This is a genomic window from Candidatus Kinetoplastibacterium galatii TCC219, assembly GCF_000340905.1.
GTDB lineage: Bacteria > Pseudomonadota > Gammaproteobacteria > Burkholderiales > Burkholderiaceae_B > Kinetoplastidibacterium > Kinetoplastidibacterium galati.
Map to the genome: position 1 here is coordinate 493,343 of NC_020284.1, position 23,956 is coordinate 517,298.

Genomic DNA, 23,956 nt, shown 5'->3' on the forward strand with positions numbered 1-23,956 from the left:
AACTAAGTGCAATAAATAGAAAATTATCAGCAGTAAAAAATATCTGACATTAAAAACACATTAATATAATAACGTCCTTGAGAAATTTTATAGTAATCTTTATTTTATATACATATATATTGTTCAAGATAACATAAAATGTAGAAATATTATGAGTTTTATTGTTTTTAAATTTATCAAAAACAGTTACGAGCTACTAATGATTGCAAATAGAAATCTATAATTGACTATATCCTTACATCTATACATAGTGAATTATAAGATTAATAAGTTATATTAAATTTAACTTTAAATTATGGCAACTTAACAAAGAATACGGGAAATATATGCATCAAGAAGAATCTGTATATTATGATGTAGTTATAGTAGGAGCTGGACCTTCTGGCATATCAACCAGCATTAAACTTAAACAATTAGCCATAGATAAAAAAATTGATATAAAAATCTGTGTAATAGAAAAAAGTCGATCATTAGGGGATCATATTTTATCAGGAGCAATTGTAGACATAACAGCTATCAGAGAGTTATTGCCTAATTGCCCATTTGAAGAATCAGAGTTATTTACAATAGTGAATGAAGAAAGATTTTTATATTTTAAAAAAAATAAATATTTTAATATTCCAAATTTTCTTTTACCGAATTGCCTAAAAAATGATGGCTGTTATATAACTAGACTTGGACATTTAGTTAAATGGATGGGAAACAAAGCAGAAGCTTTAGGTGTTGATATTTTCACTGGTTTTGCTGCTACAGATTTATTGTACAATGATAAAAATGAGGTCTGTGGAATAAAAACTGGAAGCTTCGGTTTGGATAGGGAGGGAGAAAAGACAAATTATTTTCAACCTGGATTGAATATACTATCTAAGAATACTGTATTAGCAGAAGGATCTAGAGGAAACTTAGGTAAAAAAGTTATAGAGCACTTTAATCTCAATGAAGGTAAAAATCAACAAAGATATGCTATTGGAATAAAGGAACTATGGAAAATAGATCACAGTAAATCAAGACCAGGACTTGTAATTCATACAATTGGTTGGCCTTTATGTGATAAAGCAAATGGTGGAGCTTTTCTATATAATATGAACAATGATTTAGTATCTGTAGGTATGATTGTCGATCTGAACTATAGTAATCCATGGTTATCTCCATTCAAAGAATTTCAAAGTTATAAGACTCATGATGTGATACATAATATTTTAGAAAATGGAAAAAGATTATCTTACGGGGCTAAATCTATAACAATGGGAGGATTGTTATCTTTGCCTAAATTATATTTCAAAGGTGGGATATTAGTAGGATGCGATGCTGGATTTTTAAATTCATCTCGCTTAAAAGGTATACATACTGCCGTGAAAAGTGGAATAATTGCGGCTGAATCAATTATGGAAAGTATATTACTTGGCAATTCTAATATGAAAAATAATGAATTAGTTATTTATCATGAAAAATTTAAAAAATCATTTCTTCATAAAGAATTAAATAAATCTAGAAATTTCAAGCAATGGAGTAGTAAATATAAATTAATTGCATTATTAATGACAATATTAGAACAAAAAATACTTATGGGATATTTTTTTTGGAACTTATGTTCAAAAAAACCAGATAATTGTTTTCTTAAACAAGCTAATTCTATTGATCAGATAATCTACCAAAAACCAGATAATAAGATAACATTTGATATAGAGAGCTCCGTTTTTTTATCAAATACTCATTACGAAAAAAATGAACCAATACACCTGAAAATTAATAATAAAGAAACGCCAGTACTTATAAACCTAAGAGATTATGCTGGACCTGAATCTAGATATTGCCCGGCAGGAGTATATAAATTTATTAAAGATGAGAATGGTAGATATAAGATACATATTAACTCAGATAACTGTCTTCATTGTAAAACATGTGACATAAAGGATATTACTCAAAATATAACCTGGACACCACCTCAAGGAGGTAGTGGTCCTGTTTATAATGGTATGTAGCCTTATTAAAAAGATATAGAAAATTTATCAAGAATAGATATATTTTCTATAGTCGAAGTGTCTTGATTAATATTTTCTCCATTAGCTATAGATCTTAATAATCTTCTCATTATTTTACCTGATCTTGTCTTTGGTAAACTATCTCCAAATATTATATCTTTTGGTTTAGCTATAGGTCCTATTTCACAAGCAATCCAATTACGCAGTTCCTTTGCTATATTAACAGCATCTTCATTAGAAGGTTTATCTCCTTTCATAACTATGAAAGCAACCACAGCTTCACCAGTAGTGTCATCAGATCGTCCTATAACAGCTGCTTCTGAAACTTTACTGTGAGAGACCAAAGCCGATTCAATTTCCATTGTACCCAATCTATGTCCTGAAACATTTAGAACATCATCAATTCTGCCCATAATCCAGAAATAACCATCACTGTCACGCTGTGCACCATCCCCAGCTAGATAATAGCCCTTAAGTTCTTCTGGAAAATAACTTGTTCTGAAACGTTCAGTATTACCCCATATATTACGTATCATCCCAGGCCATGGTTTCTTGATTACTAAGAATCCACCAGTCGCATTAGGTACCTCTTCCCCAGATTCGTCAACTACAGAAGCGAATATTCCAGGAAGAGGTAAAGAGCAAGAACCTGGTTTTAAATAATTTAAACAAGGCAACGGTGTTATCATATGTCCACCGGTTTCAGTTTGCCACCATGTATCAGCAACAGGACAGTTTTCTTTACCAACATTTTTATAATACCACTTCCATGTATCTGGACTAATAGGTTCACCAACGGATCCTATTACACGTAAACTACTAAGGTCGAAATTATCTGGATGTACACTTGGATCAATGCATGATGATTTTATCAAAGAACGTATAGCAGTAGGAGCAGTATAAAAAATACTTACTTTGTGATTCTCAATCATTTTCCAGAATCTATCAGAATTAGGATAAGTTGGTATTCCTTCAAAAATTACTTGAGTTAACCCTAAAGATAAAGGACCATAAGCAATATAAGTATGTCCAGTTATCCAACCTACATCAGCGGTACACCAGAAAATATCATCGTCACGAGTATCAAATGTCCATTGCATTGTCATTTTAGACCATAATAAATATCCTGCAGATGAGTGTTGTATACCTTTAGGTTTTCCAGTTGATCCTGATGTGTATAAAACAAATAAAGGATGCTCTGCATCGACAAACACAGGTGCACAATAATCTAATTGATTATTCTCTAAATCATCCATCCATAAATCACGATCATCTAACCAGTTAATGCTACTACCGGTTCTTTTATAGACAATAACATTTGTTATGCTGTCACAGTTTCCTAAGCTAATAGCATCATCAACAGCTGATTTTAATGGTATCTGTTTTCCTCCCCTTTTTTGGTAATCGGATGTGATAATTAAAGACGCTCCAATATCCAATATGCGCTCATGCAAACTTTTAGACGAAAATCCACCAAAAACTACAGAATGAATAATTCCAAGCCTAGCACATGCATGCATAGCTACTATTACTTCAATAGACATTGGCATGTATATTATGCATCTATCTCCAATTTTATATCCTAAATTCTTTAGCCCATTGGCAAACTTACAAACTCTTACAAACAAATCTTTATAAGTTATTTTTGAGACATCACCATCATCAGATTCAAATATAATAGCATTCTTATTTGAATTTCCATTTGTTAAATGAATATCCAAACAGTTAACAGTTACATTCATTGATCCATCTATAAACCATTTATAGTGTGGTTTATTAGAATCATCTAATACTTTACTAAAGGTCTTAGACCAGGATAAGAGCTTAGTAGCATATCCCCCCCAAAACTCCTCGAAATTATTCTCGGCTTCTAAACATAATTTCTTGTAAGAGTCATAACTAGGAATCGAGTCTCCTGACACATTATAATTTATATTTGATACCTTATTATCTGTCAAGAATGACTGGATCGCATTAGGCATAATGCTATCTCCGATTAATTATTTTTTAGATTTTTGTAAATACTGATTTTTACTATTCACTATATTAATGTTAGTGCAGATATACCTGCCTTAGCTACATCAGCATCTTCGTTTGATTTTGCCCCTGATACACCAATAGCACCAACAATATTATTTTCTATAATAATTGGGACCCCCCCTTCCAACATTCCTTCCAGCATTGGGGCTGATAAAAATGAATAGCGCCCAGAGTTTATGATTTCTTCATATACTAACGATTCTCTTCTACCCAAAGCTGAAGTTTTTGCTTTAGCTAATGATATATGTGATGATATTGCTGGTGCACCGTCAAGACGTAGCATTCCTAGCAAATGTCCACCATCATCTACCACTGATATTGATACACTCAATTTTTTATCTAAAGAATAGGCCTCAGATGATTTTATTATAAGTTTTACATCTTCTGTTGTAAGAAAGTATTTGGTCTTCATAATAACTCCTTTATAAAACATAACTCAAACATTAAGTTAAAGCATTAACAATATAAACATTCTAATCTATGATTAGATATAAAAAATAGTACACTTGCAACACGCTAATATTAACTTAAATAAAAAATGAGACAATTAATCTATATAAAGAGTCTACTATACTTGATCTATTAATATGAAAAATATAGAAATAAATAATAATCTAAAATTAGATATAAAAATAGCAAAACTTATCTTAAATATTCTTTCGACTATAGCAATAGTTTTTTTATTATCTATAGTTACTGGATGCTCCACATTAGATGGGCGAAATAAAACGAAGCAGTATTATAATAGAATACTAGACCAGAAAGAGTTACATTCTACCGTAAAAAATAGCCTTAAAAAATCTATCATTAAAAATAAAATAAAAAAACTCTATTCATTTGTCAATGAGGCATTAAATAATTTAGGTAAGCCTTATAATTTTGGAGGAAAAAATCCACGAGATGGGTTTGACTGTAGTGGCCTGATTCATTATTGTGCAAAAAAAGCATTAAACATAAATTTGCCAAGAACATCTAAAAAAATAGCAGCAATGAGTACACCGGTAAATAGAAAAAAATTGCAAACGGGTGATCTGCTATTTTTTAATATAAATAGGAACAGATATTCACACGTAGGTATATACTTATGTGATGATTTTTTCATACACTCACCTGGAACAGGGAAACATGTGGAGATAAGTAGCCTAAAAAAAATATATTGGTCTAAAAAATTTATAGCAGCACATAGGATTATAAAATAATACCTATAAAAAATTTGTACTTCTCCTAATATATGAATTTAAGTCTAATATCTGAGTCATTAGAAATAAGTTGACTAACATAACTAATATATGAGGAATAAATAAACCAGAATATAAACTAATATTTTGAGAAATAATCCAGGTACGCACTAAGTTTGTCAAACTTATGTATAACAAACATATTAATAATGATGGAAATAATTTTATAAAACTTTCTTTTCTAGAATTTAAAACACCTAACGGTACAGCTAAAAAGGCTAGGTTTAGGGATAACATGAAGTAGGATAATCTCCAAGCTATATGAGCCATAGATTCTAAACTATTATTACCAATCAAATCTACTAAAGAACTACATTTTAATGACTTGGTTTTGCTATTTTTTAACGTAAATTCATTATTAAAATTTATCACATAATTATCGAAATGATACAAGAGAGAATTTAGTCCTGATGTATTAGAAATTGGTATATCAAAGCGGTCAGCATCATACATAGAAATAAAACTATTATTTCCTTTATTAATTACAAAACTCACTTCTTTCGCAACTATTATTGAAAGAAAACCATCTTCTATAATTTTATTAATAAATACATTGCTAAAAGACAAGCTATCTCCATTGCACTTTTCAGCAAAAAAAATAGAATTATTATCTCTAAATTCTATAAATCTACCTGAAGCCTTTTTATATACATTTTCTTTATTTTCTTGTGAATAGTTGTCACTTATTGTATCAATTTCACGGTAGGCCAATGGAGATATAAATAATGATAAAATTAGAACAACTATGGATATTGGAATTGATATTTTGATTACAGGATTAAACCAATTCTTTAAAGATAATCCACTAGAGAGCCATACAATCATTTCATTATCTGTACTACTGCGTATTACAGTAAGAAGAACAGCAATAAACATCGCAACCTGTATAATAATAGGAGATGCTGTTATTAAAGATAGTGATGATATACTGCAAATTACTTTTAAAGATAGTACTTGAAAATGAGTAATTAAACGGATAATCAAAAAACCTATCCAGATTAGGGATAGTACTAAAAATAACTTAAAAAAACGATTAATGATTTCATTAGTTGTAAAACGGTTAAATATTGAAGTCATCAAAGTAGTTAAACAAAATATTATAGGGGTGAATACTACATGGAAATTATCATATCAAACAATATCAATAAAATACATGAAATAAAAACGGAAGCTTTAGGTATTGGTGTATTCTCTGATGAAGATTTAACAAGCATGCCAGAAATAATTAGAAATATAGACAATAATATTGTAATAGAAATTATAAAAAATGATTTTCAAGCAGATATAGGGAAGAATATAGTTCTATATAATTTAAATAATAAGCTGGTAAAACGAATAATTCTAGTAGGGTTAGGAGAAAAATCAAAGTTTGATATCGATAATTATACGATAGCAGAAGAATCATTAGCAAAAACATGTATTTCTAATAATATTAAAGAATACTGCTCTGCATTAATAACTCGTCTATCTGTAAGTGATAAAGCAATAGCCGCAAGGAATTCTGTTATATCGATTAAAAACACAACGTATAGATACATGGATGAAATAAATCTTTGTAATAAAAAAATTGAAAAAATAACTAATTTCAATATTATAACGAATAAACATGATCAAAAAGAAATAAAAAACGGAGCCTATGAAGGGCAATGTATAGCAGATGGAATCTTGCTTTCCAGGAAACTTTCTGATTTGCCTAGCAATATATGTACACCATCTTTTCTAGCAGAAACAGCTAAAAAATTAGCTGACGAATTTGAATCTATTACCGTAAACATAATGGATCATGATCAGGTATGTGAGCTAGGAATGGGAGCATTTACATCTGTAGCTAAAGGATCGAAAGAACCATTAAAATTTATAGAGATCCAATACAATAGTGGTAAAAAAAATAGCAAACCTGCTCCTATAGTACTAATAGGGAAAGGAATTACATTTGATTCTGGTGGAATATCATTGAAACCATCTAATTCCATGCATGAAATGAAATACGATATGTGTGGAGCCTCAAGCGTGCTCGGCGTATTAAGGGCTATTGCAAAATTAAATATAGATCACAATGTGATAGGGCTGATCCCAACTTGTGAAAATATGCCTAGTGGAAATTCTAACAAACCAGGTGATGTAGTAACAAGCATGTCTGGAAAAACAATAGAGATTATAAACACCGATGCAGAAGGAAGATTAATATTATGTGATGCATTAACTTATGCTAAACGATTTAACCCTGATATTGTAATAGACATAGCAACGCTAACTGGAGCATGTGTTGTTGCTCTTGGAAGTATCTATACCGGATTATTTTCAAATAATGATGAGTTAGCGGCAAAAATTATAAATGCTGGAGAATCTTCTAGAGATCCAGTTTGGAGAATGCCATTAGATAAGTCTTATTTAGATTTATTAAAATCAAACTTTGCAGACTTATCAAATACAGGTGGACCATCTGCTGGAGCAATAACAGCTGGTTGCTTTTTATCAGAATTTGCAGAACACTACAAATGGGCACATCTTGATATAGCTGGAACAGCATGGAAAAAAAATAACGAAGGGGCTACAGGAAGACCTGTTTCATTAATAACAAAATTCCTTATAGATACTAATAATGCAAATTAATTTTATTTTTGGAGTATCCAATAGAATGAATGCAATCTGTCATGTAATCAACAAATACTATCTTTCAAGTAGAAATCTATTAGTGTATTCTAATGAACATGAAGCATTGTGTAAATTAGATAGCATGCTATGGACTTTCAAAGATGTATCTTTTATACCTCATTCTTTTTATAAGATAGATAATAATTGTGAAGAAGAATTTATAATTGTCACTAGTAAAAAAACAAACAACATGAAAAGTAAAGAAATGTTATTAATTAATATGTCAAACATTATTCCTTTATGTTACAATGATTTCGAGGGTGTTGTGGAAATAGTTTCCGAGAGTGAGCAAGAGCGCTATGAAGCTCGGTCTAGATGGCGTATCTATAAAAATGATGGTCATTTGTTGACTGGTTGTCATTTTAATGATTTTGACTCTCCTAAAGAGAAGTAGTTGAATAATGAAACCAGTAATGGCGTTTGTGTTTGATGATTACTATAGCCTTCTAATATTTACTTAAAGTATTAATTTGAAGTATTAATTTGGTTTGCTTTTATGTTTTAAACAATATAATCCTCAATGTAAAATATGTTAACTAATAATAACTAGAGGTTAAAAATGAACAATTACCGATCATCTCAATTTAGAGCGAATAGTGTTGTTATAGACCAGAATGGTGAAATTATACGCAATAATGTCTTGCGTAATACATACTGGTTGCTAGCTGTATCTTTGATACCAACTGTATTAGGAGCTATCATAGGTATGGTATCTGGAATAAATTATGGCATGTTGTCAAATCCAGGTGTATCAACAATAGTATTTTTTGTTGGCGCTTTTACCTTAATGTCTTGCATAGAAAAAAATAAAAACAATGTTTTTGGTGTGTTTTTTTTGTTAGCGTTTACTTTTTTTATGGGTATAATGCTTTCTCGTTTATTGGGGATAATAATAGGAATGCACAACGGTTCTAAAATAATAGCTATTTCTTTTGGAGGAACAGCTATAATATTTAGCATCATGAATTTTTTAGCAAATACTACAAAGAGTGATTTATCTAATTTTACTAAATGGGTTTCTATAGGGACAGTAGTAATATTATTAGCAGCAATAGCCAATATGTTTATGCAAATTAGTGCACTTACTTTAACTATTTCTATGATTTCAGTTGTAATATTCTCATCTTTTATTCTAATTGATATTCAAAGAGTTGTTAATAATGGAGAAACCAATTACATATCCGCAACCTTGGCAATATATTTAGATATATATAATGTTTTTAGCAACCTGTTGATAATTATAGGATTTATGAATAACAACAGAGAATAATTCAATCAATTTAAATGGAGATTAAGTAGAATTTTCTTTGTTAGTAGCTCCCTGCCCCCTAACATAGTCTCCATTCTTTTTCGTAAGTGTAAACGTAAAATAGGCTCTAAGTTCTGATCATTAAAATCAGGTTCGTTTTTGTCAATTCCATAACCTGTTTCTTTTAACAAAATCCATTCAAATTTTCTTAAAACACTAGCTTTATTATTAGACCTGTTACACAAACATTTCAAGGATTTGTTATATTCATCAAATAATACAGGATGAGCATCTTCCCCAGCTAAAGAATATAAAATTAATTCATTCATATACCAGGCAGACATTAAAGAATCACTAGGCAATAGTAAAATATTTCCTAAATCGGCTCTTGCTAGTGTTTTAACATCAGAATTATTATTACTCCATGCTAATAATAAATTCTGAAAAGATAATAAAACTGGTCTTAGTTGAGAATATTGGCGTTTAGCACCCTTTGCAACAATAGAAACACAACCATAGTTACGAGAGAATATTTTTATAATTAATGAAGTCTCTCTCCATGGAATACTGTGCAGAATGTAACATTCATCCTCTATGTAACTAGATTTAGATCTACTCATATCCCATATTTTCCAGATACTCTTTTTTATTAGACCAATTGTTACAAATTTTTATGTATATTTCCAAATAGACCTTTTTATCTAGTAATTTTACTATATCTTGACGAGATTCTGTTGCAATACGTTTCATATGCAAACCATGTGAACCTAATAATATTGCTCTATGTGTACTACGTTCAACAATTATACAAGCATATATATGTACAAAATCTGAATTCTCATCCCATTTTTCTATGATAACAGCACACTTATAAGGCACCTCATCACCAACAAGCCTAAAAACTTTCTCCCTTATTATTTCAGAAACAAAGAATTTAGTAGGTCTATCAGTGAGAACATCATCATCGAAAATCTTTTCATTTAACGGTAAAAGTTTAGCAACATTATCTAATAAGGATTCAAGTTGATATTTTTTAGAAGCGCTAATAGGTATGACAGACTTGTAAGGATAGTACTTAGTTATACGATCAATAAATGGCAGTAGTAAATTCTTATCTTTCAACAAATCAATTTTATTAATGACAAGCAATACATCTTTAATTTTAGGGATTATCTCTAACAAATTATCATCTTCACTTGTCCACTTGCATGCTTCAACAACATGTACTACAACATCAACATCAGCTAAAGCTTTACTAACCAATCTGTTCATCATGCGATTCATAGTGCTGACATGTTTTATTTGAAAACCAGGAGTATCTACAAAAACAAATTGTTCATTATCTCTAGTTAGAACCCCATTAATTTTATGACGTGTAGTTTGAGCCTTTTTGGAAACTATAGAAATCTTTTCTCCTATCAATGCATTATTTAGAGTAGATTTACCTACATTTGGGCAACCAATAATAGCAACAAATCCAGACTTATATTTTTCTATGGAATTTTTCATTATGAATTAAAAAACTATGCCTTTATACTTTTATAATTATACAAATTAAAATCTAAATAATTTGAATTCGACGATGTTATTATATCTATAGCCATCTTAGCAGCTGATTGTTCAGCAGCTCGACGTGTATCACCTACAGATTTAGTTTTTATATTTAGTTCAGATATAACACATTCAATTTCAAATCGTTGGTTATGTGCTGCCCCATTTATATTAACTATTAAATAACGAGGTAAGGATATCTTTCTAGATTGTAATAACTCTTGCAGTAAACTTTTTGCATCTTTACACATAGTTTTTAGATCTAGATTATTTAATAGTTTAACAAATTGTTTCTCGATAACAATTTTAACCTCATTAAAACTAGAATCTTTAAAGATGGCACCAAATATAGCTTCAAGACAATCAGCTAATATTGATGGTCTATTGCAACCTCCACTTTTTAACTCTCCTTCTCCTAATTTCAAGTATCTTGATAAATTCAACTCACTAGCTATTGTAGCTAAAGAGTTCTGCTGAACTAGACTTGCCCTTAAACGAGACAACCCTCCCTCATCAACATCTGAATATTTCTCAAATAAAAAAATGGTAATTGCAAAATTAAGTACCGAATCGCCAAGGAATTCTAACCTTTCATTATGAGGAGAACCATTACTACGGTGAGTAAGCGCAAGTTCCAATAAATTACTGTTTCTAAATTTATATCCTAAACTACGTTCCAATTCAAGAAAAGACATAATAATTAATTTAAATAACCTATACGACCAATATCATTAAAATTCATCCATATAAAAAATGCTTTACCAACGATATTATGATACGGAACAAACCCCCAATACCTACTATCGTAGCTATTATCTCTATTATCACCCATAACAAAATAATTATCATCAGGAACTACACAAATAAAGTTACCATCTTGATATTTAAAATTTTCAATAAAAGGAAAATCAAAACATGGAATGATGGGGCTATTATATCCTTCGTTTGATAAAATTTTATAAACAATATTATTATCTAGTGACTCACTATACTTGTTAATAAAATGCATTGAGTCATGATCATAATAAAAACCGTCTTTATTATTATTTATTTCAATACCATTAATTGATAATATCTTGTTATGATATGCTATCTTGTCACCAGGTAGACCTATTATGCGTTTTATATAGTCAACTTTTTTGGAGTAAGGATAATGAAATACAATCACATCTCCTCGTTTAGGTTTCGATATTGATAGAATATCATAATTTATAAATGGTAACTTTATGTTATAGCTATGCTTATTTACTATGATAAAATCACCAGGTTGCAAAGTAGGTAGCATAGATTCAGAAGGAATACGAAAGGGCTCACATATGAAAGATCTGAATAAGAAAACTATTAATAGAACAGGAAAAATACTTATAGAGTAGCTTGTTAAAAGAAAGAATTTTTTTATAAAAAAACTATCCGACCTTTTTATAATATTTTTTCTTGCTTGCAAATATAAGATATCGATTAGTCGTAATATACCTGTTAACACTAATATAATAAACAAGAAGAAATTGAAGTATTGACTCATAAGATTAATAAATTTTACTTGTCATCAACTTTTAGAACAGCTAGAAAAGCATCTTGTGGTATTTCAATATTACCGACATTTTTCATTCTTTTTTTCCTGCTTTTTGTTTTTCTAATAATTTTTTTCTTTCTACTTATGTCCCCACCATAACATTTAGCTAATACATTCTTACGTAGTGCTTTAACATTTTCGCGTGCTATGATATCTGAACCTATGGCGGCCTGAATAACAACATCATACATTTGTCTAGGTATGACAGATCTCATGCGTATTACCATATTACGAGCGCGCAAACGAGAATTTTCACGATGAACTATCATAGATAGGGCATCAATTTTATTACCATTTATAATAACATCAACTTTTACTACATTAGCGGTACGATACTCTAAAAATTCATAATCCATAGAAGCATAACCATGAGATATAGACTTTAAACGATCAAAGAAATCTAAAACAATTTCAGCTAATGGTATCTCATAGGTTATATTTACCTGACGACCATAATAAACCATATCTACCTGAATTCCACGCTTACTATTGCATAAAGTCATAACCACACCAACATAGTCTTTAGGCATGAATAGTTTAACACTGACTATTGGCTCACGAATCTCTTCCAGAGATCCAGGTATTGGCATATGAGAAGGACTACTAATCATTTCCACAGTGCCATTTTTTCTCACAACCTGATATACCACAGATGGAGCAGTGGTAATTATATTCATATTAAATTCACGTTCTAGTCTTTCCTGAACAATTTCCATATGCAATAAACCAAGGAAACCACAGCGAAAACCAAAACCTAATGCTTCAGAAGCTTCAGGCTCAAATATTAATGAAGCATCATTTAGCTTTAATTTATCTAAAGATATATGTAGTTGCTCATACTCAGAATTTTCAACTGGATAAATTCCAGCAAAAACTTGAGATTGAACCTCTTTGAATCCAGGCAAAGGCTCTGTTGATGGATTAATATATGTAGTAATAGTATCACCGACCCTAGCATGTTGAAGATCTCTAATACCAGCAACGACAAAACCAACATCACCAGATGATAAAGAATTCCTTAATTCTGTCTTAGGTGTAAATACTCCTGTTTGTTCACATATATAAGTACAATTAGTAGACATAAATAGAATCTTATCTTTTGGTTTTAGAACTCCATTTTTAATTCTAACTAAAGCAACTACTCCTATATAACTATCAAACCAAGAATCTATAATCAATGCCTGTAAAGGTTCGTTAAAAGAGCCTTTAGGAGCAGGTATTTTTGTAACTATTAGCTCTAAAATATCATCTATTCCTAATCCCGTTTTTGCGCTTATAGAAATAGCATCTTTAGAATCTATACCTATGAAATCCTCAATCTCTTTTTTAACACTATCAGGATCAGATTGAGGTAAATCAATTTTATTGAGCACTGGAAAAACCTCAACACCCAAATCGATAGCCATATAACAATTAGCAACAGTCTGGGCCTCTACACCTTGAGATGCATCAACAACCAATAAAGCACCTTCGCATGCAGAAAGAGAACGACTAACCTCATATGAGAAATCTACATGACCTGGTGTATCTATCATATTCAATTTATACGTAATACCATCTTTTGCAATATAATTCAGACAGACAGTTTGTGCCTTAATTGTTATCCCACGCTCTCTTTCTATATCCATAGAGTCTAATATCTGATTAGACATTTCTCTCTCTACCAAGCCACCACATTTCTGTATTAAACGATCGGCTAAGGTTGATTTGCCATGATCAATATGTGCAATAATGGAAAAATTACGAATGTGTTTCATAAATCAAATACTTTTCATATTATAAATTAGATGTAATTTTAAAAATATATAATTCTATTTAAATTTTATAGGTACCCATTGAGTTTGTTCACCACGTCTTACAAGTAAAGCTATGGATTTGCTTTTACTAAGGGCCTTAAGATGTTTCTCAAAATCCTTAACTCCATTTATACAATACTCATTAATGGCAAGTATAATATCTCCTTGTTTCAAGCCACAAGAAGCTGATATTCCAAATGATCCTTTTACTAATAATCCGCCATTTATGCGTAAACTTGAGCAAATATCGTTAGGTAAATTTGAGACTTTCAGACCAATATTATCAAAAACAACAGAATCTTTGTCTAATTCATGATTATTTTCAACAATACAAGCTTTATCAAACTGAAATTCTCCTATTTTAATGTCTAGCATTATTTTTTTTCCATGACGAAAGACAATTAAGGTAGATTTGCTTCCTGGTTTTGCTTGTCCAACTATACGAGGTAAATCTGTGTATTTTTTTATATTCTCATTATTGAAACTTAAGATAACATCACCAGCAACAACACCCGCAATATCTGCTGGACTACCGTGCTCAACATAACTAACCAAGGCGCCGTAAGGTTTTATTAATCCAAGAGCATCAGCAACTTCTTTACTTATCTCTCCTATATGTACTCCAATTCTTCCGCGTATAACCTTACCTGACAATCGTAATTGGTCTGCAACTCTCATAGCTTCATCTATTGGTATAGACAGAGAAATACCCATGAATCCGCCACTACGTGATATTATTTGAGAATTTACTCCAATCACTTCACCATTTAAATTCAGTAAAGGACCTCCAGAATTTCCAGGGTTAACTGCTACATCAGCCTGTATAAATGATAAATACTCACCAGTATCTCTACCTATAGCACTCACAATACCAGCAGTAACTGTAGAATCCAATCCAAATGGAGAACCTATTGCTAAAACCCATTGTCCTTTTTTAACTAAGTCAACTCTTCCTATTGACACAGGTTTAGTATTCTTACTATCTATTTTTAGTAAAGCAATATCTGTACGATCATCTGCCCCAATAACTTTCGCTGTAAACTCTTTACCATCATCAAGAGTAACAATTATTTCTGTTGAGTCTATAACAACATGATTATTAGTTAATATATAGCCATCATCAGAAATAAAAAAACCAGACCCCATTCCTCTCGGAATTGTTTTCTCTTCATTAGTCTGCGGAGGATAAATAGGAATAGGTTGTTGTAATTGTGGACCAAAAAACCATCTGAAAAAATCATAAGGATCATTATTAAAACCACTACTATCTCTATTTGTTATATTTGTCATAGTGCGTATATTAACAACAGAGGACTCTACTTTTTCAACAATACTTGTAAAATCTGGTAAATTTAAAGAATGATTATTTGTTAAACCAACTATAGTTTGCGCATAGGAAGAAATATAGCACTGAGCTATGCACAATTTTATTATAATTAACGTTGACAAAAATATCCTAGAGCTAGAAAACTTAGATACTTTAATTTCCAACATTTATAAATCCTCATTTTAAAATATAACAAGTAAGAAAATAATATAACTAATTAAGAAAAAGTGTATTACCTAAAATTACAAGTATCATTCCAGTGAAACTACTTTTAAAAACCAAATAACTAATCTGAAAATTACATACCATCAAATCTATGTAAACTACATCTTTCGAATAATAATAGTCCCATTGGTGCCACCAAAACCAAATGAATTAGAAATAGCTATATTAATATTCATATCCCTAGCATTTTTTGTACAATAGTCCAAATCACAATCATTATCCTGGTTAAACACATTAATAGTTGGAGGAGATACTTGTTTATAAACAGCCATAGCTGTAAATACCGCCTCGATGCCACCAGCTGCTCCTAATAAATGACCAGTCATGGATTTGGTTGAATTAACCACCAAATCATATGCGTGATCTTTAAAAACCATTTTTAGAGCACTAGTTTCATTCCTATCCCCTATAATAGTAGAAGTTCCATGAGCATTAACATAATCTACTTGATCATAATTAATATTGCCATTCTTTAATGCTATTAACATACCAGCACAGGCTCCTTCTTTATTAGGAGATGTAATATGAAAAGCATCAGAACTCATGCCATACCCAACTAACTCTCCATAAATTCTAGCACCACGACGTTTTGCATGCTCATACTCTTCTAATACAACAACGCCTGCTCCTTCACCTAATACAAATCCATCCCTGTCTCTATCCCAAGGTCTAGAAGCTGTTTTAGGATCATCGTTGCGTATAGATAAAGCACGCATAGATGCAAAACCACCCACACCAAGTGGAGAAACTGTTGATTCAGCCCCTCCTGCTAACATTACATCAGCATCACCGTATTCTATTAAACGAGATGCATCCCCTATACAATGTAATCCAGTAGTGCAAGCAGATACGACAGCATAACTAGGACCTTTAAAACCATAAAGTATCGAAACATGTCCAGATATTAGATTAATAAGAGAAGCAGGAACAAAAAATGGAGATATTCTACGCAAACCTTTTTCTAGAACTTCAGTCTGTGTTTCCTCTATTTTCTGCAAACCTCCTATACCAGATCCTACTATAACACCAACTCTATTAGCATTATTTTCATTTAATTCTAAACCACAATCTTTCCAGGCTTGTATACTAGCTGCAATACCATAATGAATAAAAGTATCCATATGACGAGCATCTCTAGCTGGAATATAACTTGTAATATCAAAATCAGTAACTTCTCCAGCTATATGAACAGAAAGATCAGACGGATCAAATTTAGTAATTAATCCAACACCAGAAACACCGTTAACAATACTATCCCATGCAGTATTTAAACTATTACCAACAGGTGAAACTATACCAAGACCAGTAATAACCACTCGCCGTTTCAACTGACGCTCCTTAACTAGAAAAAACGGTTGCTTAAGATAAACTTATAAATTAAGGCTAAACATAAATTAATTTGGCATTATAATTTACAAGTTATCTAGAGCAAAAAATGCCAAAATATCACTTGTTGGCTGAGATATAATCTATAGCCTGTTGAACTGTTGTAATTTTTTCTGCATCCTCATCAGGTATTTCAGTCTCAAATTCGTCTTCCAACGCCATAACCAATTCAACCATATCAAGAGAGTCAGCTCCAAGATCATCTATAAAAGATGAATCATTACTTATATCAGTCTCACCAACACCTAATTGCTCAGATACAATCTTTCTAACACGCTGCTCAATGCTATCCATGCATATCCCCAAATTACAATAACAAAATTACAAAAATATCACTTAATAAAACTACAAATGGTTTACTACAATTAATTCTATAAGAATATATCAATATGTGAACAATATTCTACATGTACATACCTCCATTAACATGTAATGTAGTCCCATTTATATAACTAGCTCTGGAGCTGGCTAAAAATGATACAGCATACGCAACATCATCTTCAGAACCAAGTCGACCTGATGGAATTTGTTTTACTAATGCATCAATTCTTTCTTTGCTTATAGCTCTTGTCATACTTGTGTCTATAAAACCGGGGGCTACACAATTTACAGTTATCCCACGACGACCTATCTCTTTAGCTAAAGATTTTGAAAAACCAGAAATGGCAGCTTTTGAGGCCGAATAGTTAGTTTGACCAATATTACCCATAGAACCAATAACCGAAGTAATATTTATTATACGACCCCATCTTTTTTTTATCATATTATGTAAAACAAACTTAGTAATATGAAAAACAGAATTAAGATTAGTATCAATCACATTATTCCAATCTTCATTTTTCATTTTTATAAGGAGAATATCTCTTGTGATACCAGCATTATTTACCAAAATATCAATATTAAAACCATCACTTACGAGACAATCTAAAGATATTTTACAATTATCAATATTATTAACATCGAAAACTATACCTTTAACTCCAAAGTTTCCTAAATCATCATTAATTATTTCTAATCCAGATTCAGTAGTAGCTGTTCCTACAACACTTGCACCTCTACAAGCTAATTCTTTTGCAACTGCTCTACCTATACCTCTTGTCGCTCCAGTTACAAAAGCATTCTTCCCTTTCAGTTCCATAAAGCAAATCTCAAAGAATTAATTAATAAGCACAAGTGCTTCCTTTAATGAATTATAATCTTTAATAGGAATTGTTACTAACTCTGAATCTATACGCCTAATTAAGTTAGATAAAACACTACCAGGTCCAAGCTCTACAATATGAGTTATACCAGCACTCTTCATATATTTCACAGTTTCTACCCAACGTACAGGATTCCAAGATTGACGTACTAACGCATCACGAATAAAAACAGGATCTTTTTCTACTTTAACATCTACATTATTCACAACATCTATTTTCGGTGTTTTTATATCAATACAGGAAAGAAAATTAAATAAATCCTTAGATATCGGTTTTAATATTGTGGAATGAAATGGCGCTGAAACTGGGAGAATAATAGTACGTTTTGCGCCAAAAGTTTTTGCCTCTTTACATGCGCTAATAACAGATTCCTTATGTCCTGCGATCACAATTTGTGTTGGAGAATTGTAATTAGCTATATCAACAATGTTACCATCATTGCTATATCTATCACAGATTAGTATCATATCATCCTGATTTATGCCAATAATTGCAGCCATGGCTCCATCACCAACTGGAATAATAGATTGCATTAATTCTGCTCTATGACGAACTAACCGCAGACTATCGCTAAAAGAAATAGATCCAGAAGCAGCTAGTGCTGTATATTCTCCTAAACTATGCCCTGCCATGACATCAGGATTTCTACCACCAAGTTCACGCCATACAAAAAAAAATGATAAGCATACAGCCAACATTACTGGTTGTGTATTAACAGTAAGATTTAGGTTTTCTAAAGGACCTTTTGATATCAAGCTGCCTAAATCTTGATCTAATATACTAGACGCCTCCAAAATAACACTATTTACTGTATCATTATCCCAAGAATCCAACATTCCTAAAGATTGGGAACCTTGTCCAGGAAAAACAAAAGCAACTTTCATATCAATTTCATAAATTATTTTTTAAAATTGTCCTATATGCGAACTAAGGACGATCCCCAGGTAAATCCACCACCAACACCCTGAATTAGAACAAGATCACCATTTTTAATTCTACCATCTAACCTTGCAACATTAAAAGCAAGAGGTATACTAGCAGCTGATGTATTAGCATGCTTGTCTACAGTTATAATAAACTTATCATCACTTACATTTAATCTGCGTCCTAACATCTTTATAATTCTTATATTAGCTTGATGTGGAATAAACCAATTCACATTACTTATATCAACACATGCCTTATTACACACTGCTCTAGCTGATTCTTCTAATACCTTTACAGCATTCTTAAAAACTGATTGTCCATCCATTTTTACAAAAGGACTACCTTTTATTTCACCTTTTTCAAAGTGTCCAGAAACACTCAAGATATCTGATATCGAGCCATCTGAAGATATGCAGGACGACAATATACCACAATCATAAGAAGCTGTAAGCACAAAAGCACCAGCTCCATCACCAAAAAGAACACATGTGCTGCGATCATTCCAATCTAGGATACGAGAAAATTTTTCAGATCCAATTATAAGAACATTTTTGGCTTTTTTAGAACAAATGAAACTTTCAGCTGTTGATAAAGCATATACAAATCCACTACAAGCTGCCTGCAAGTCAAAAGCAGCAGCACGATTAGCATTCAGCTTAGACTGAACAATACATGCAGTGCTCGGAAATATACAATCAGGAGTAGAAGTTGCCACTATTATTAAATCAATATCAGAAGCATTAATCCCAGAATCAGTTAATGCCATCTTAGCAGATTCAACAGCCATATAACTTGTATTAATATCATCTTTGGCTAAATAACGTTGTTTAATACCGGTACGTTGTACAATCCAATCATCGGAAGTATGAATACCTCTAGATAATAAGTCCTTAGCTAGACTATTATTAGAAACAACTGTCGTTGGTAAAAAAGAACCAGAACCAACAATTCTGGTATATATCATAAAACTTCCTAGAGTTTGCATAGATCAGTTTTTAGCTGACCTAAGTAGTTGATTAATTTGATATAGCTTATCTATTGTTCTTTCTAGAAGATTATTTATAATAGCCTCGCGAGAACGTTGCAAAGCAAAATAGAAAGATTTTATATCAGCTGAACCATGACTTTTAAAAACAATGCCTCTTAGACCCAATAGAGATGCTCCATTATATCTCCTATTATCTAATCTATTTTTTAATCTTTTTAACACCGGACTGGAAATAAAACCAGTAATCATTGAAAAATAATTTCGTCTAAATTCTTCTCTAACAGCCCCGGAAAACATCTTAGCAATACCTTCTGCTGACTTTAATACAATATTTCCTACAAAACCATCACAGACTACAATATTAACAGTGCCATTAAATATGTCATGTCCCTCAACATTACCATAAAAATTTAGCGGGCTAGATAACAAAAGATTACTTGCTTCTTTAACAATCTCATTACCCTTTATAACCTCAGACCCAACATTCAGAAGCCCAATGCTAGGATTTTGAATATATTCAACCGCCTGTAACAAAGCAGTTCCCATTATAGAGAACTGTAATAAGTTCTTAGCAGAACAATCTACATTTGCTCCAAGATCCAGCATAGTTGTAGACCTACCGTCATTGGTGGGAAGAGAAGCTGCAATAGCTGGGCGATCAATACCATCTAAGGTTTTTAGGGTATATCTTGATATTGCCATCCAAGCACCAGTATTCCCAGCAGAAATACAAGCATCAGCATTACCATCTTTAACCTGCTGAACAGCAATATGCATAGATGACTTTTTCTTTCTTCTAAGTGCTATATCCACAGAGTCATCCATAGCCACAACTTCATCTGTATTGACTATATGTATTCTACTAAGAGGTACTCCATTAATAAGATTAATGGCTGATTTAATTAAAGGCTCAATACCAACTAATATTATATCGACATCGCTATAATCATTAGCAAATTTAATAGATGCCGGCACTGTAACAGATAAACCAACATCTCCACCCATACAATCAATAGCAATACGCATTGGCTGTGATTCAATTAACAGTATAATTACAAAACACCATAGTCTTAATCATCATTTTTTAAATCTATAACCTTTTTCCCTTTATAAAATCCAGTAGGACTTACATGATGACGAAGATGAATTTCTCCTGTTTTAGACTCTATTGCCGTGGAAGGCAATGACAAGAAATCATGAGAACGATGCTTACCTCTTCTGGAAGAAGATTTTTTATTTTGCTGAACTGCCATTATAACTCCCTAAAAATATCTAACCCAATAAATACGAAAGTATTATAATAATTAACGAAAATTAAATAAATACCACCAATTAAATAAAATTTTAAAAAACACCAATAAGAAAATATCGTGATTAATAAGTATAATTTTGAGACTATAGATTAATCAACTTTCTATACATTAAATGATGTTTGTTATTAATATGAATATACAAAAAGAACAATTTACTAAAAAACTAAAAGCATAACAGAACATGAATTTATAGGTTATTCTTAGAGTTATCATTCGTGATTCTAACACATCATTAAACAGCAGGATCATTATGAATAACAAAACATCAATAAAATTAATTTTGGCTTCTAGTTCTGCATATCGCAGAGAACTGTTATCAAGATTACATATTCCGTTTATCAGTATATCTCCTGATATAGATGAAAATCCTTTACAAAAAGAGAGCGCCGAGGAAACAGCATTAAGACTAGCTATAAGAAAGGCAAAACATGTATCAGTATCTAATCCGGGATACACTATAATAGGAGCTGATCAAATATGCTCATGTGATGGTAGGCAAATAGGTAAATCCGGTAGCTTTGAAAATGCAAAAAAACAACTACAGTTAATATCTGGTAAAAAGGTGTTGTTTATTAGCGCAATATCGATAACAAATGGCAAAGATACTTTATCGTCAATAGTTACGACTGAATGCAAATTCAGAATACTCAGTGATACATCAATTGACTATTACCTGCAAAAGGAAAAACCATATGATACTGCAGGTAGTGTTAAAATGGAGAAACTTGGTATAACCTTGGTAGAATATATAAAAAGTGATGATCCGACTGCAATATTAGGCTTGCCACTAATTAAACTTACAGATTTCCTTATAAAACTTAACATTATACCTACAAAATGATAGCTACGTTACACCTTATACCAGTCAGAATAGGTGATTCTAATATGGGTTTTTGGATGCCAGAAGAAGCTCTAAAACAAGCCAGAAAAATTGAAGTATATATAGCAGAAAATGCTAAAGCAGCGAGATCTTTTTTAAAAGATATAGGATCAGAGCATCAATTAGGCAATATAACAATATATCAACTTTCAAACAATACTACTAAATACCAAATCACAGAATGGTTATCTTGTGCTAAGGAAGGTAAAGATGTTGGGTTGATATCAGAATCAGGATGTCCTGCAATAGCTGATCCCGGATCAAATGTTGTTTTGATAGCTCAATCTATTGGTATAAAAATAAAACCATGGACAGGACCATCTTCAATTTTTCTAAGTCTAATGGCTAGTGGATTAAACGGTCAAAACTTTACATTCAGGGGTTATCCACCTATAAAACCATATGATCTTAAAAAAAAAATAATCTCTTGGGAGAAAGAATCTAAAAATACAAATCAAACTCAAATTATGATTGAAACACCTTATCGTAATATGCGCTTATTTAAATCAATTTTAGATAATTTAAATCAAGATACTCTGTTATGTGTGGCCTCCTCTATAACATCGGAATGTGAATATATAGAAACACTATCAATCCTCAAATGGAAAAGCAAGAAATCAGATTTTATGCACAAAAAACCAACGATATTCTTATTTCTTGCAAAATTTATAAAATAACTTTTTAATAGTTCATGTCACTTAGTTTTGATATTATGTTACTGTAATCACTTGGTAATTTCGACACTATCTTAGTCTCTTTGCCAGTATTTGGATGTGTAAATTTTAAACTATGTGCGTGCAATAATAATCTTTTAAAATTTATTTTCTTATCACAATTTGATAAATCAATACCATATTTTGTGTCTCCAACAATAGGGAAACCTACAGAAGACAGATGCACTCGTATTTGATGAGTTCTACCACTATATAGATCAACTTCAACCAGGCTATAACTATCACCATAATTTTTTATCAAATTTACTGCGGTATGAGCTTCCTGACCATTTGGATCAACCCTAACGCGTCTTTCCCCAGACTTTGTTAGCCATTTGGATAAGCAAAACTTAATATGTTGGCGCTTATTTAGCCACCTTCCGTTAACTAAAGCAATATATTTCTTATAAATTAATCTATCTCTTAACATTGAATGCATTGCTAGTAACGCACTACGTTTTTTAGCTATAACGAGCAATCCAGATGTATCACGATCCAATCTATGAACTAATTCTAGAAAATTATTATTTTTATAAAATTCTCTTACTTGTTCTATAACACCAAATGATATTCCACTACCACCATGAACAGCTACACCTGATGGCTTATCTATAACCAACAAATAATCATCCTCATAAGCTACTGAAAATTCCCTTGGTAATATTTTATTGTTTTGTATATCGTTACTAGTAGGTATTTTAAGTTGAAAAATAGACACAATATCTGACAATTGCAATTTATAGTTTGCATCAACTTTTTTATTGTTTACTTTTATGCACTTGGTACGTATCATTTTGTAAATATGGCTTTTAGGTACACCTTTACAGATTTTTAATAAAAAATTGTCCAGTCTTTGCCCATAAAGATCTTCTGTAATAGTTAAATTTTTCACAATAGAACCGACATAGTTA

The 23,956-nt window shown here is 31.4% G+C and carries 24 protein-coding genes; 7 read left to right on the forward strand and 17 right to left on the reverse strand.

Features of this window, described 5'->3' with window-relative positions:
- Nucleotides 1-326: 326 nt before the first annotated feature.
- Nucleotides 327-1,982, forward strand: coding sequence for an electron transfer flavoprotein-ubiquinone oxidoreductase (locus tag ST1E_RS02290; protein ID WP_015389632.1), 1,656 nt, complete (start codon nucleotides 327-329; stop codon nucleotides 1,980-1,982).
- A gap of 5 nt (nucleotides 1,983-1,987) precedes the next feature.
- Here ST1E_RS02290 and acs read toward each other — a convergent pair whose 3' ends face one another.
- Nucleotides 1,988-3,964, reverse strand: coding sequence for an acetate--CoA ligase (acs, locus tag ST1E_RS02295; protein WP_015389633.1), 1,977 nt, complete (start codon nucleotides 3,962-3,964; stop codon nucleotides 1,988-1,990).
- Nucleotides 3,965-4,023: 59 nt separating this feature from the next.
- Nucleotides 4,024-4,434: a GlcG/HbpS family heme-binding protein gene (locus tag ST1E_RS02300; protein WP_041185967.1), complete on the reverse strand. Its 411-nt coding sequence runs from the start codon at nucleotides 4,432-4,434 to the stop codon at nucleotides 4,024-4,026.
- Between the two features lie 175 nt (nucleotides 4,435-4,609).
- On the opposite strand from ST1E_RS02300, the gene ST1E_RS02305 reads away from it, so the two are divergent.
- The gene (locus ST1E_RS02305) at nucleotides 4,610-5,221 is read left to right on the forward strand and encodes a C40 family peptidase (RefSeq protein ID WP_015389635.1); all 612 of its coding nucleotides are present in this window, start codon (nucleotides 4,610-4,612) and stop codon (nucleotides 5,219-5,221) included.
- A gap of 3 nt (nucleotides 5,222-5,224) precedes the next feature.
- On the opposite strand, the gene ST1E_RS02310 is transcribed toward ST1E_RS02305, so the two are convergent.
- Complete coding sequence (locus ST1E_RS02310) at nucleotides 5,225-6,337, reverse strand: LptF/LptG family permease (protein WP_015389636.1); 1,113 nt, start codon at nucleotides 6,335-6,337, stop codon at nucleotides 5,225-5,227.
- A gap of 39 nt (nucleotides 6,338-6,376) precedes the next feature.
- Here ST1E_RS02310 and ST1E_RS02315 point away from each other — a divergent pair, with 39 nt between their 5' ends.
- The 3 genes from ST1E_RS02315 (at nucleotide 6,377) to ST1E_RS02325 (ending at nucleotide 9,185) form a co-directional block, all read left to right on the forward strand.
- The gene (locus ST1E_RS02315) at nucleotides 6,377-7,873 is read left to right on the forward strand and encodes a leucyl aminopeptidase (protein ID WP_015389637.1); all 1,497 of its coding nucleotides are present in this window, start codon (nucleotides 6,377-6,379) and stop codon (nucleotides 7,871-7,873) included.
- A complete protein-coding gene (locus ST1E_RS02320; protein WP_015389638.1) occupies nucleotides 7,863-8,309 on the forward strand; it encodes a DNA polymerase III subunit chi in 447 nt (148 codons plus the stop codon). The genes ST1E_RS02315 and ST1E_RS02320 overlap by 11 nt, the downstream gene beginning before the upstream one ends.
- A 165-nt stretch (nucleotides 8,310-8,474) precedes the next feature.
- Nucleotides 8,475-9,185: a Bax inhibitor-1 family protein gene (locus ST1E_RS02325; RefSeq protein WP_015389639.1), complete on the forward strand. Its 711-nt coding sequence runs from the start codon at nucleotides 8,475-8,477 to the stop codon at nucleotides 9,183-9,185.
- A gap of 5 nt (nucleotides 9,186-9,190) precedes the next feature.
- Here ST1E_RS02325 and recO read toward each other — a convergent pair whose 3' ends face one another.
- The 13 genes from recO to rpmF form a co-directional block, all read right to left on the reverse strand.
- On the reverse strand, nucleotides 9,191-9,784 hold the full coding sequence (gene recO, locus ST1E_RS02330) for a DNA repair protein RecO (RefSeq protein ID WP_015389640.1): 594 nt from the start codon (nucleotides 9,782-9,784) through the stop codon (nucleotides 9,191-9,193).
- Nucleotides 9,777-10,673, reverse strand: a complete 897-nt coding sequence (gene era, locus ST1E_RS02335) for a GTPase Era (protein WP_015389641.1) — start codon at nucleotides 10,671-10,673, stop codon at nucleotides 9,777-9,779. Before era ends, recO begins: the two co-directional genes overlap by 8 nt.
- Before the next feature lie 14 nt (nucleotides 10,674-10,687).
- A complete protein-coding gene (gene rnc, locus ST1E_RS02340) occupies nucleotides 10,688-11,410 on the reverse strand; it encodes a ribonuclease III (protein WP_015389642.1) in 723 nt (240 codons plus the stop codon).
- 5 nt (nucleotides 11,411-11,415) lie between these two features.
- A complete protein-coding gene (gene lepB, locus ST1E_RS02345) occupies nucleotides 11,416-12,237 on the reverse strand; it encodes a signal peptidase I (protein WP_015389643.1) in 822 nt (273 codons plus the stop codon).
- A gap of 14 nt (nucleotides 12,238-12,251) precedes the next feature.
- Nucleotides 12,252-14,045 (reverse strand): translation elongation factor 4, encoded by a 1,794-nt coding sequence (lepA, locus tag ST1E_RS02350; protein ID WP_015389644.1) that lies wholly within the window; start codon nucleotides 14,043-14,045, stop codon nucleotides 12,252-12,254.
- Between the two features lie 54 nt (nucleotides 14,046-14,099).
- Nucleotides 14,100-15,578: a Do family serine endopeptidase gene (locus ST1E_RS02355; protein ID WP_015389645.1), complete on the reverse strand. Its 1,479-nt coding sequence runs from the start codon at nucleotides 15,576-15,578 to the stop codon at nucleotides 14,100-14,102.
- A 156-nt stretch (nucleotides 15,579-15,734) separates the two neighbouring features.
- Nucleotides 15,735-16,964: a beta-ketoacyl-ACP synthase II gene (fabF, locus tag ST1E_RS02360; protein ID WP_041185968.1), complete on the reverse strand. Its 1,230-nt coding sequence runs from the start codon at nucleotides 16,962-16,964 to the stop codon at nucleotides 15,735-15,737.
- Nucleotides 16,965-17,082: 118 nt separating this feature from the next.
- Nucleotides 17,083-17,316: an acyl carrier protein gene (gene acpP / locus ST1E_RS02365; protein ID WP_015389647.1), complete on the reverse strand. Its 234-nt coding sequence runs from the start codon at nucleotides 17,314-17,316 to the stop codon at nucleotides 17,083-17,085.
- Between the two features lie 109 nt (nucleotides 17,317-17,425).
- Nucleotides 17,426-18,160, reverse strand: coding sequence for a 3-oxoacyl-ACP reductase FabG (fabG, locus tag ST1E_RS02370; RefSeq protein ID WP_015389648.1), 735 nt, complete (start codon nucleotides 18,158-18,160; stop codon nucleotides 17,426-17,428).
- 18 nt (nucleotides 18,161-18,178) lie between these two features.
- Nucleotides 18,179-19,108: an ACP S-malonyltransferase gene (gene fabD / locus ST1E_RS02375; RefSeq protein WP_015389649.1), complete on the reverse strand. Its 930-nt coding sequence runs from the start codon at nucleotides 19,106-19,108 to the stop codon at nucleotides 18,179-18,181.
- Between the two features lie 32 nt (nucleotides 19,109-19,140).
- Entirely contained in the window at nucleotides 19,141-20,115 is a 975-nt protein-coding gene (locus ST1E_RS02380; protein ID WP_041185969.1) for a beta-ketoacyl-ACP synthase III, read from the reverse strand.
- Between the two features lie 24 nt (nucleotides 20,116-20,139).
- Nucleotides 20,140-21,165: a phosphate acyltransferase PlsX gene (gene plsX / locus ST1E_RS02385; protein ID WP_015389651.1), complete on the reverse strand. Its 1,026-nt coding sequence runs from the start codon at nucleotides 21,163-21,165 to the stop codon at nucleotides 20,140-20,142.
- Between the two features lie 44 nt (nucleotides 21,166-21,209).
- The gene (gene rpmF / locus ST1E_RS02390; RefSeq protein WP_015389652.1) at nucleotides 21,210-21,392 is read right to left on the reverse strand and encodes a 50S ribosomal protein L32; all 183 of its coding nucleotides are present in this window, start codon (nucleotides 21,390-21,392) and stop codon (nucleotides 21,210-21,212) included.
- 310 nt (nucleotides 21,393-21,702) lie between these two features.
- Between rpmF and ST1E_RS02395 the strand changes: the two genes are divergently transcribed.
- Together ST1E_RS02395 and ST1E_RS02400 are read left to right on the forward strand one after the other, a co-directional pair.
- Entirely contained in the window at nucleotides 21,703-22,293 is a 591-nt protein-coding gene (locus ST1E_RS02395) for a Maf family nucleotide pyrophosphatase (RefSeq protein ID WP_015389653.1), read from the forward strand.
- On the forward strand, nucleotides 22,290-23,009 hold the full coding sequence (locus ST1E_RS02400) for an SAM-dependent methyltransferase (protein WP_015389654.1): 720 nt from the start codon (nucleotides 22,290-22,292) through the stop codon (nucleotides 23,007-23,009). Before ST1E_RS02395 ends, ST1E_RS02400 begins: the two co-directional genes overlap by 4 nt.
- Nucleotides 23,010-23,013: 4 nt before the next feature.
- Here ST1E_RS02400 and ST1E_RS02405 read toward each other — a convergent pair whose 3' ends face one another.
- Nucleotides 23,014-23,937 carry an RluA family pseudouridine synthase gene (locus ST1E_RS02405; protein WP_015389655.1) on the reverse strand — a complete coding sequence of 308 codons (924 nt, stop codon included), beginning with the start codon at nucleotides 23,935-23,937 and terminating at the stop codon, nucleotides 23,014-23,016.
- Nucleotides 23,938-23,956: the final 19 nt, after the last annotated feature.

Bases quoted from the DNA above. Each gene is read 5' to 3' on its own strand.
- ST1E_RS02395 (WP_015389653.1), top strand. From the start codon at position 21,703: ATGAATAACAAAACATCAATAAAATTAATTTTGGCTTCTAGTTCTGCA.
- fabG (WP_015389648.1), bottom strand. From the start codon at position 18,160: ATGGAACTGAAAGGGAAGAATGCTTTTGTAACTGGAGCGACAAGAGGT.
- ST1E_RS02310 (WP_015389636.1), bottom strand. From the start codon at position 6,337: ATGACTTCAATATTTAACCGTTTTACAACTAATGAAATCATTAATCGT.
- fabD (WP_015389649.1), bottom strand. From the start codon at position 19,108: ATGAAAGTTGCTTTTGTTTTTCCTGGACAAGGTTCCCAATCTTTAGGA.
- era (WP_015389641.1), bottom strand. From the start codon at position 10,673: ATGAAAAATTCCATAGAAAAATATAAGTCTGGATTTGTTGCTATTATT.
- ST1E_RS02320 (WP_015389638.1), top strand. From the start codon at position 7,863: ATGCAAATTAATTTTATTTTTGGAGTATCCAATAGAATGAATGCAATC.
- ST1E_RS02290 (WP_015389632.1), top strand. From the start codon at position 327: ATGCATCAAGAAGAATCTGTATATTATGATGTAGTTATAGTAGGAGCT.
- acs (WP_015389633.1), bottom strand. From the start codon at position 3,964: ATGCCTAATGCGATCCAGTCATTCTTGACAGATAATAAGGTATCAAAT.
- plsX (WP_015389651.1), bottom strand. From the start codon at position 21,165: ATGCGTATTGCTATTGATTGTATGGGTGGAGATGTTGGTTTATCTGTT.
- lepA (WP_015389644.1), bottom strand. From the start codon at position 14,045: ATGAAACACATTCGTAATTTTTCCATTATTGCACATATTGATCATGGC.
- acpP (WP_015389647.1), bottom strand. From the start codon at position 17,316: ATGGATAGCATTGAGCAGCGTGTTAGAAAGATTGTATCTGAGCAATTA.
- ST1E_RS02300 (WP_041185967.1), bottom strand. From the start codon at position 4,434: ATGAAGACCAAATACTTTCTTACAACAGAAGATGTAAAACTTATAATA.
- rnc (WP_015389642.1), bottom strand. From the start codon at position 11,410: ATGTCTTTTCTTGAATTGGAACGTAGTTTAGGATATAAATTTAGAAAC.
- rpmF (WP_015389652.1), bottom strand. From the start codon at position 21,392: ATGGCAGTTCAGCAAAATAAAAAATCTTCTTCCAGAAGAGGTAAGCAT.
- ST1E_RS02380 (WP_041185969.1), bottom strand. From the start codon at position 20,115: ATGATATATACCAGAATTGTTGGTTCTGGTTCTTTTTTACCAACGACA.
- ST1E_RS02315 (WP_015389637.1), top strand. From the start codon at position 6,377: ATGGAAATTATCATATCAAACAATATCAATAAAATACATGAAATAAAA.
- ST1E_RS02355 (WP_015389645.1), bottom strand. From the start codon at position 15,578: ATGTTGGAAATTAAAGTATCTAAGTTTTCTAGCTCTAGGATATTTTTG.
- ST1E_RS02400 (WP_015389654.1), top strand. From the start codon at position 22,290: ATGATAGCTACGTTACACCTTATACCAGTCAGAATAGGTGATTCTAAT.
- ST1E_RS02325 (WP_015389639.1), top strand. From the start codon at position 8,475: ATGAACAATTACCGATCATCTCAATTTAGAGCGAATAGTGTTGTTATA.
- recO (WP_015389640.1), bottom strand. From the start codon at position 9,784: ATGAGTAGATCTAAATCTAGTTACATAGAGGATGAATGTTACATTCTG.
- lepB (WP_015389643.1), bottom strand. From the start codon at position 12,237: ATGAGTCAATACTTCAATTTCTTCTTGTTTATTATATTAGTGTTAACA.
- ST1E_RS02305 (WP_015389635.1), top strand. From the start codon at position 4,610: ATGAAAAATATAGAAATAAATAATAATCTAAAATTAGATATAAAAATA.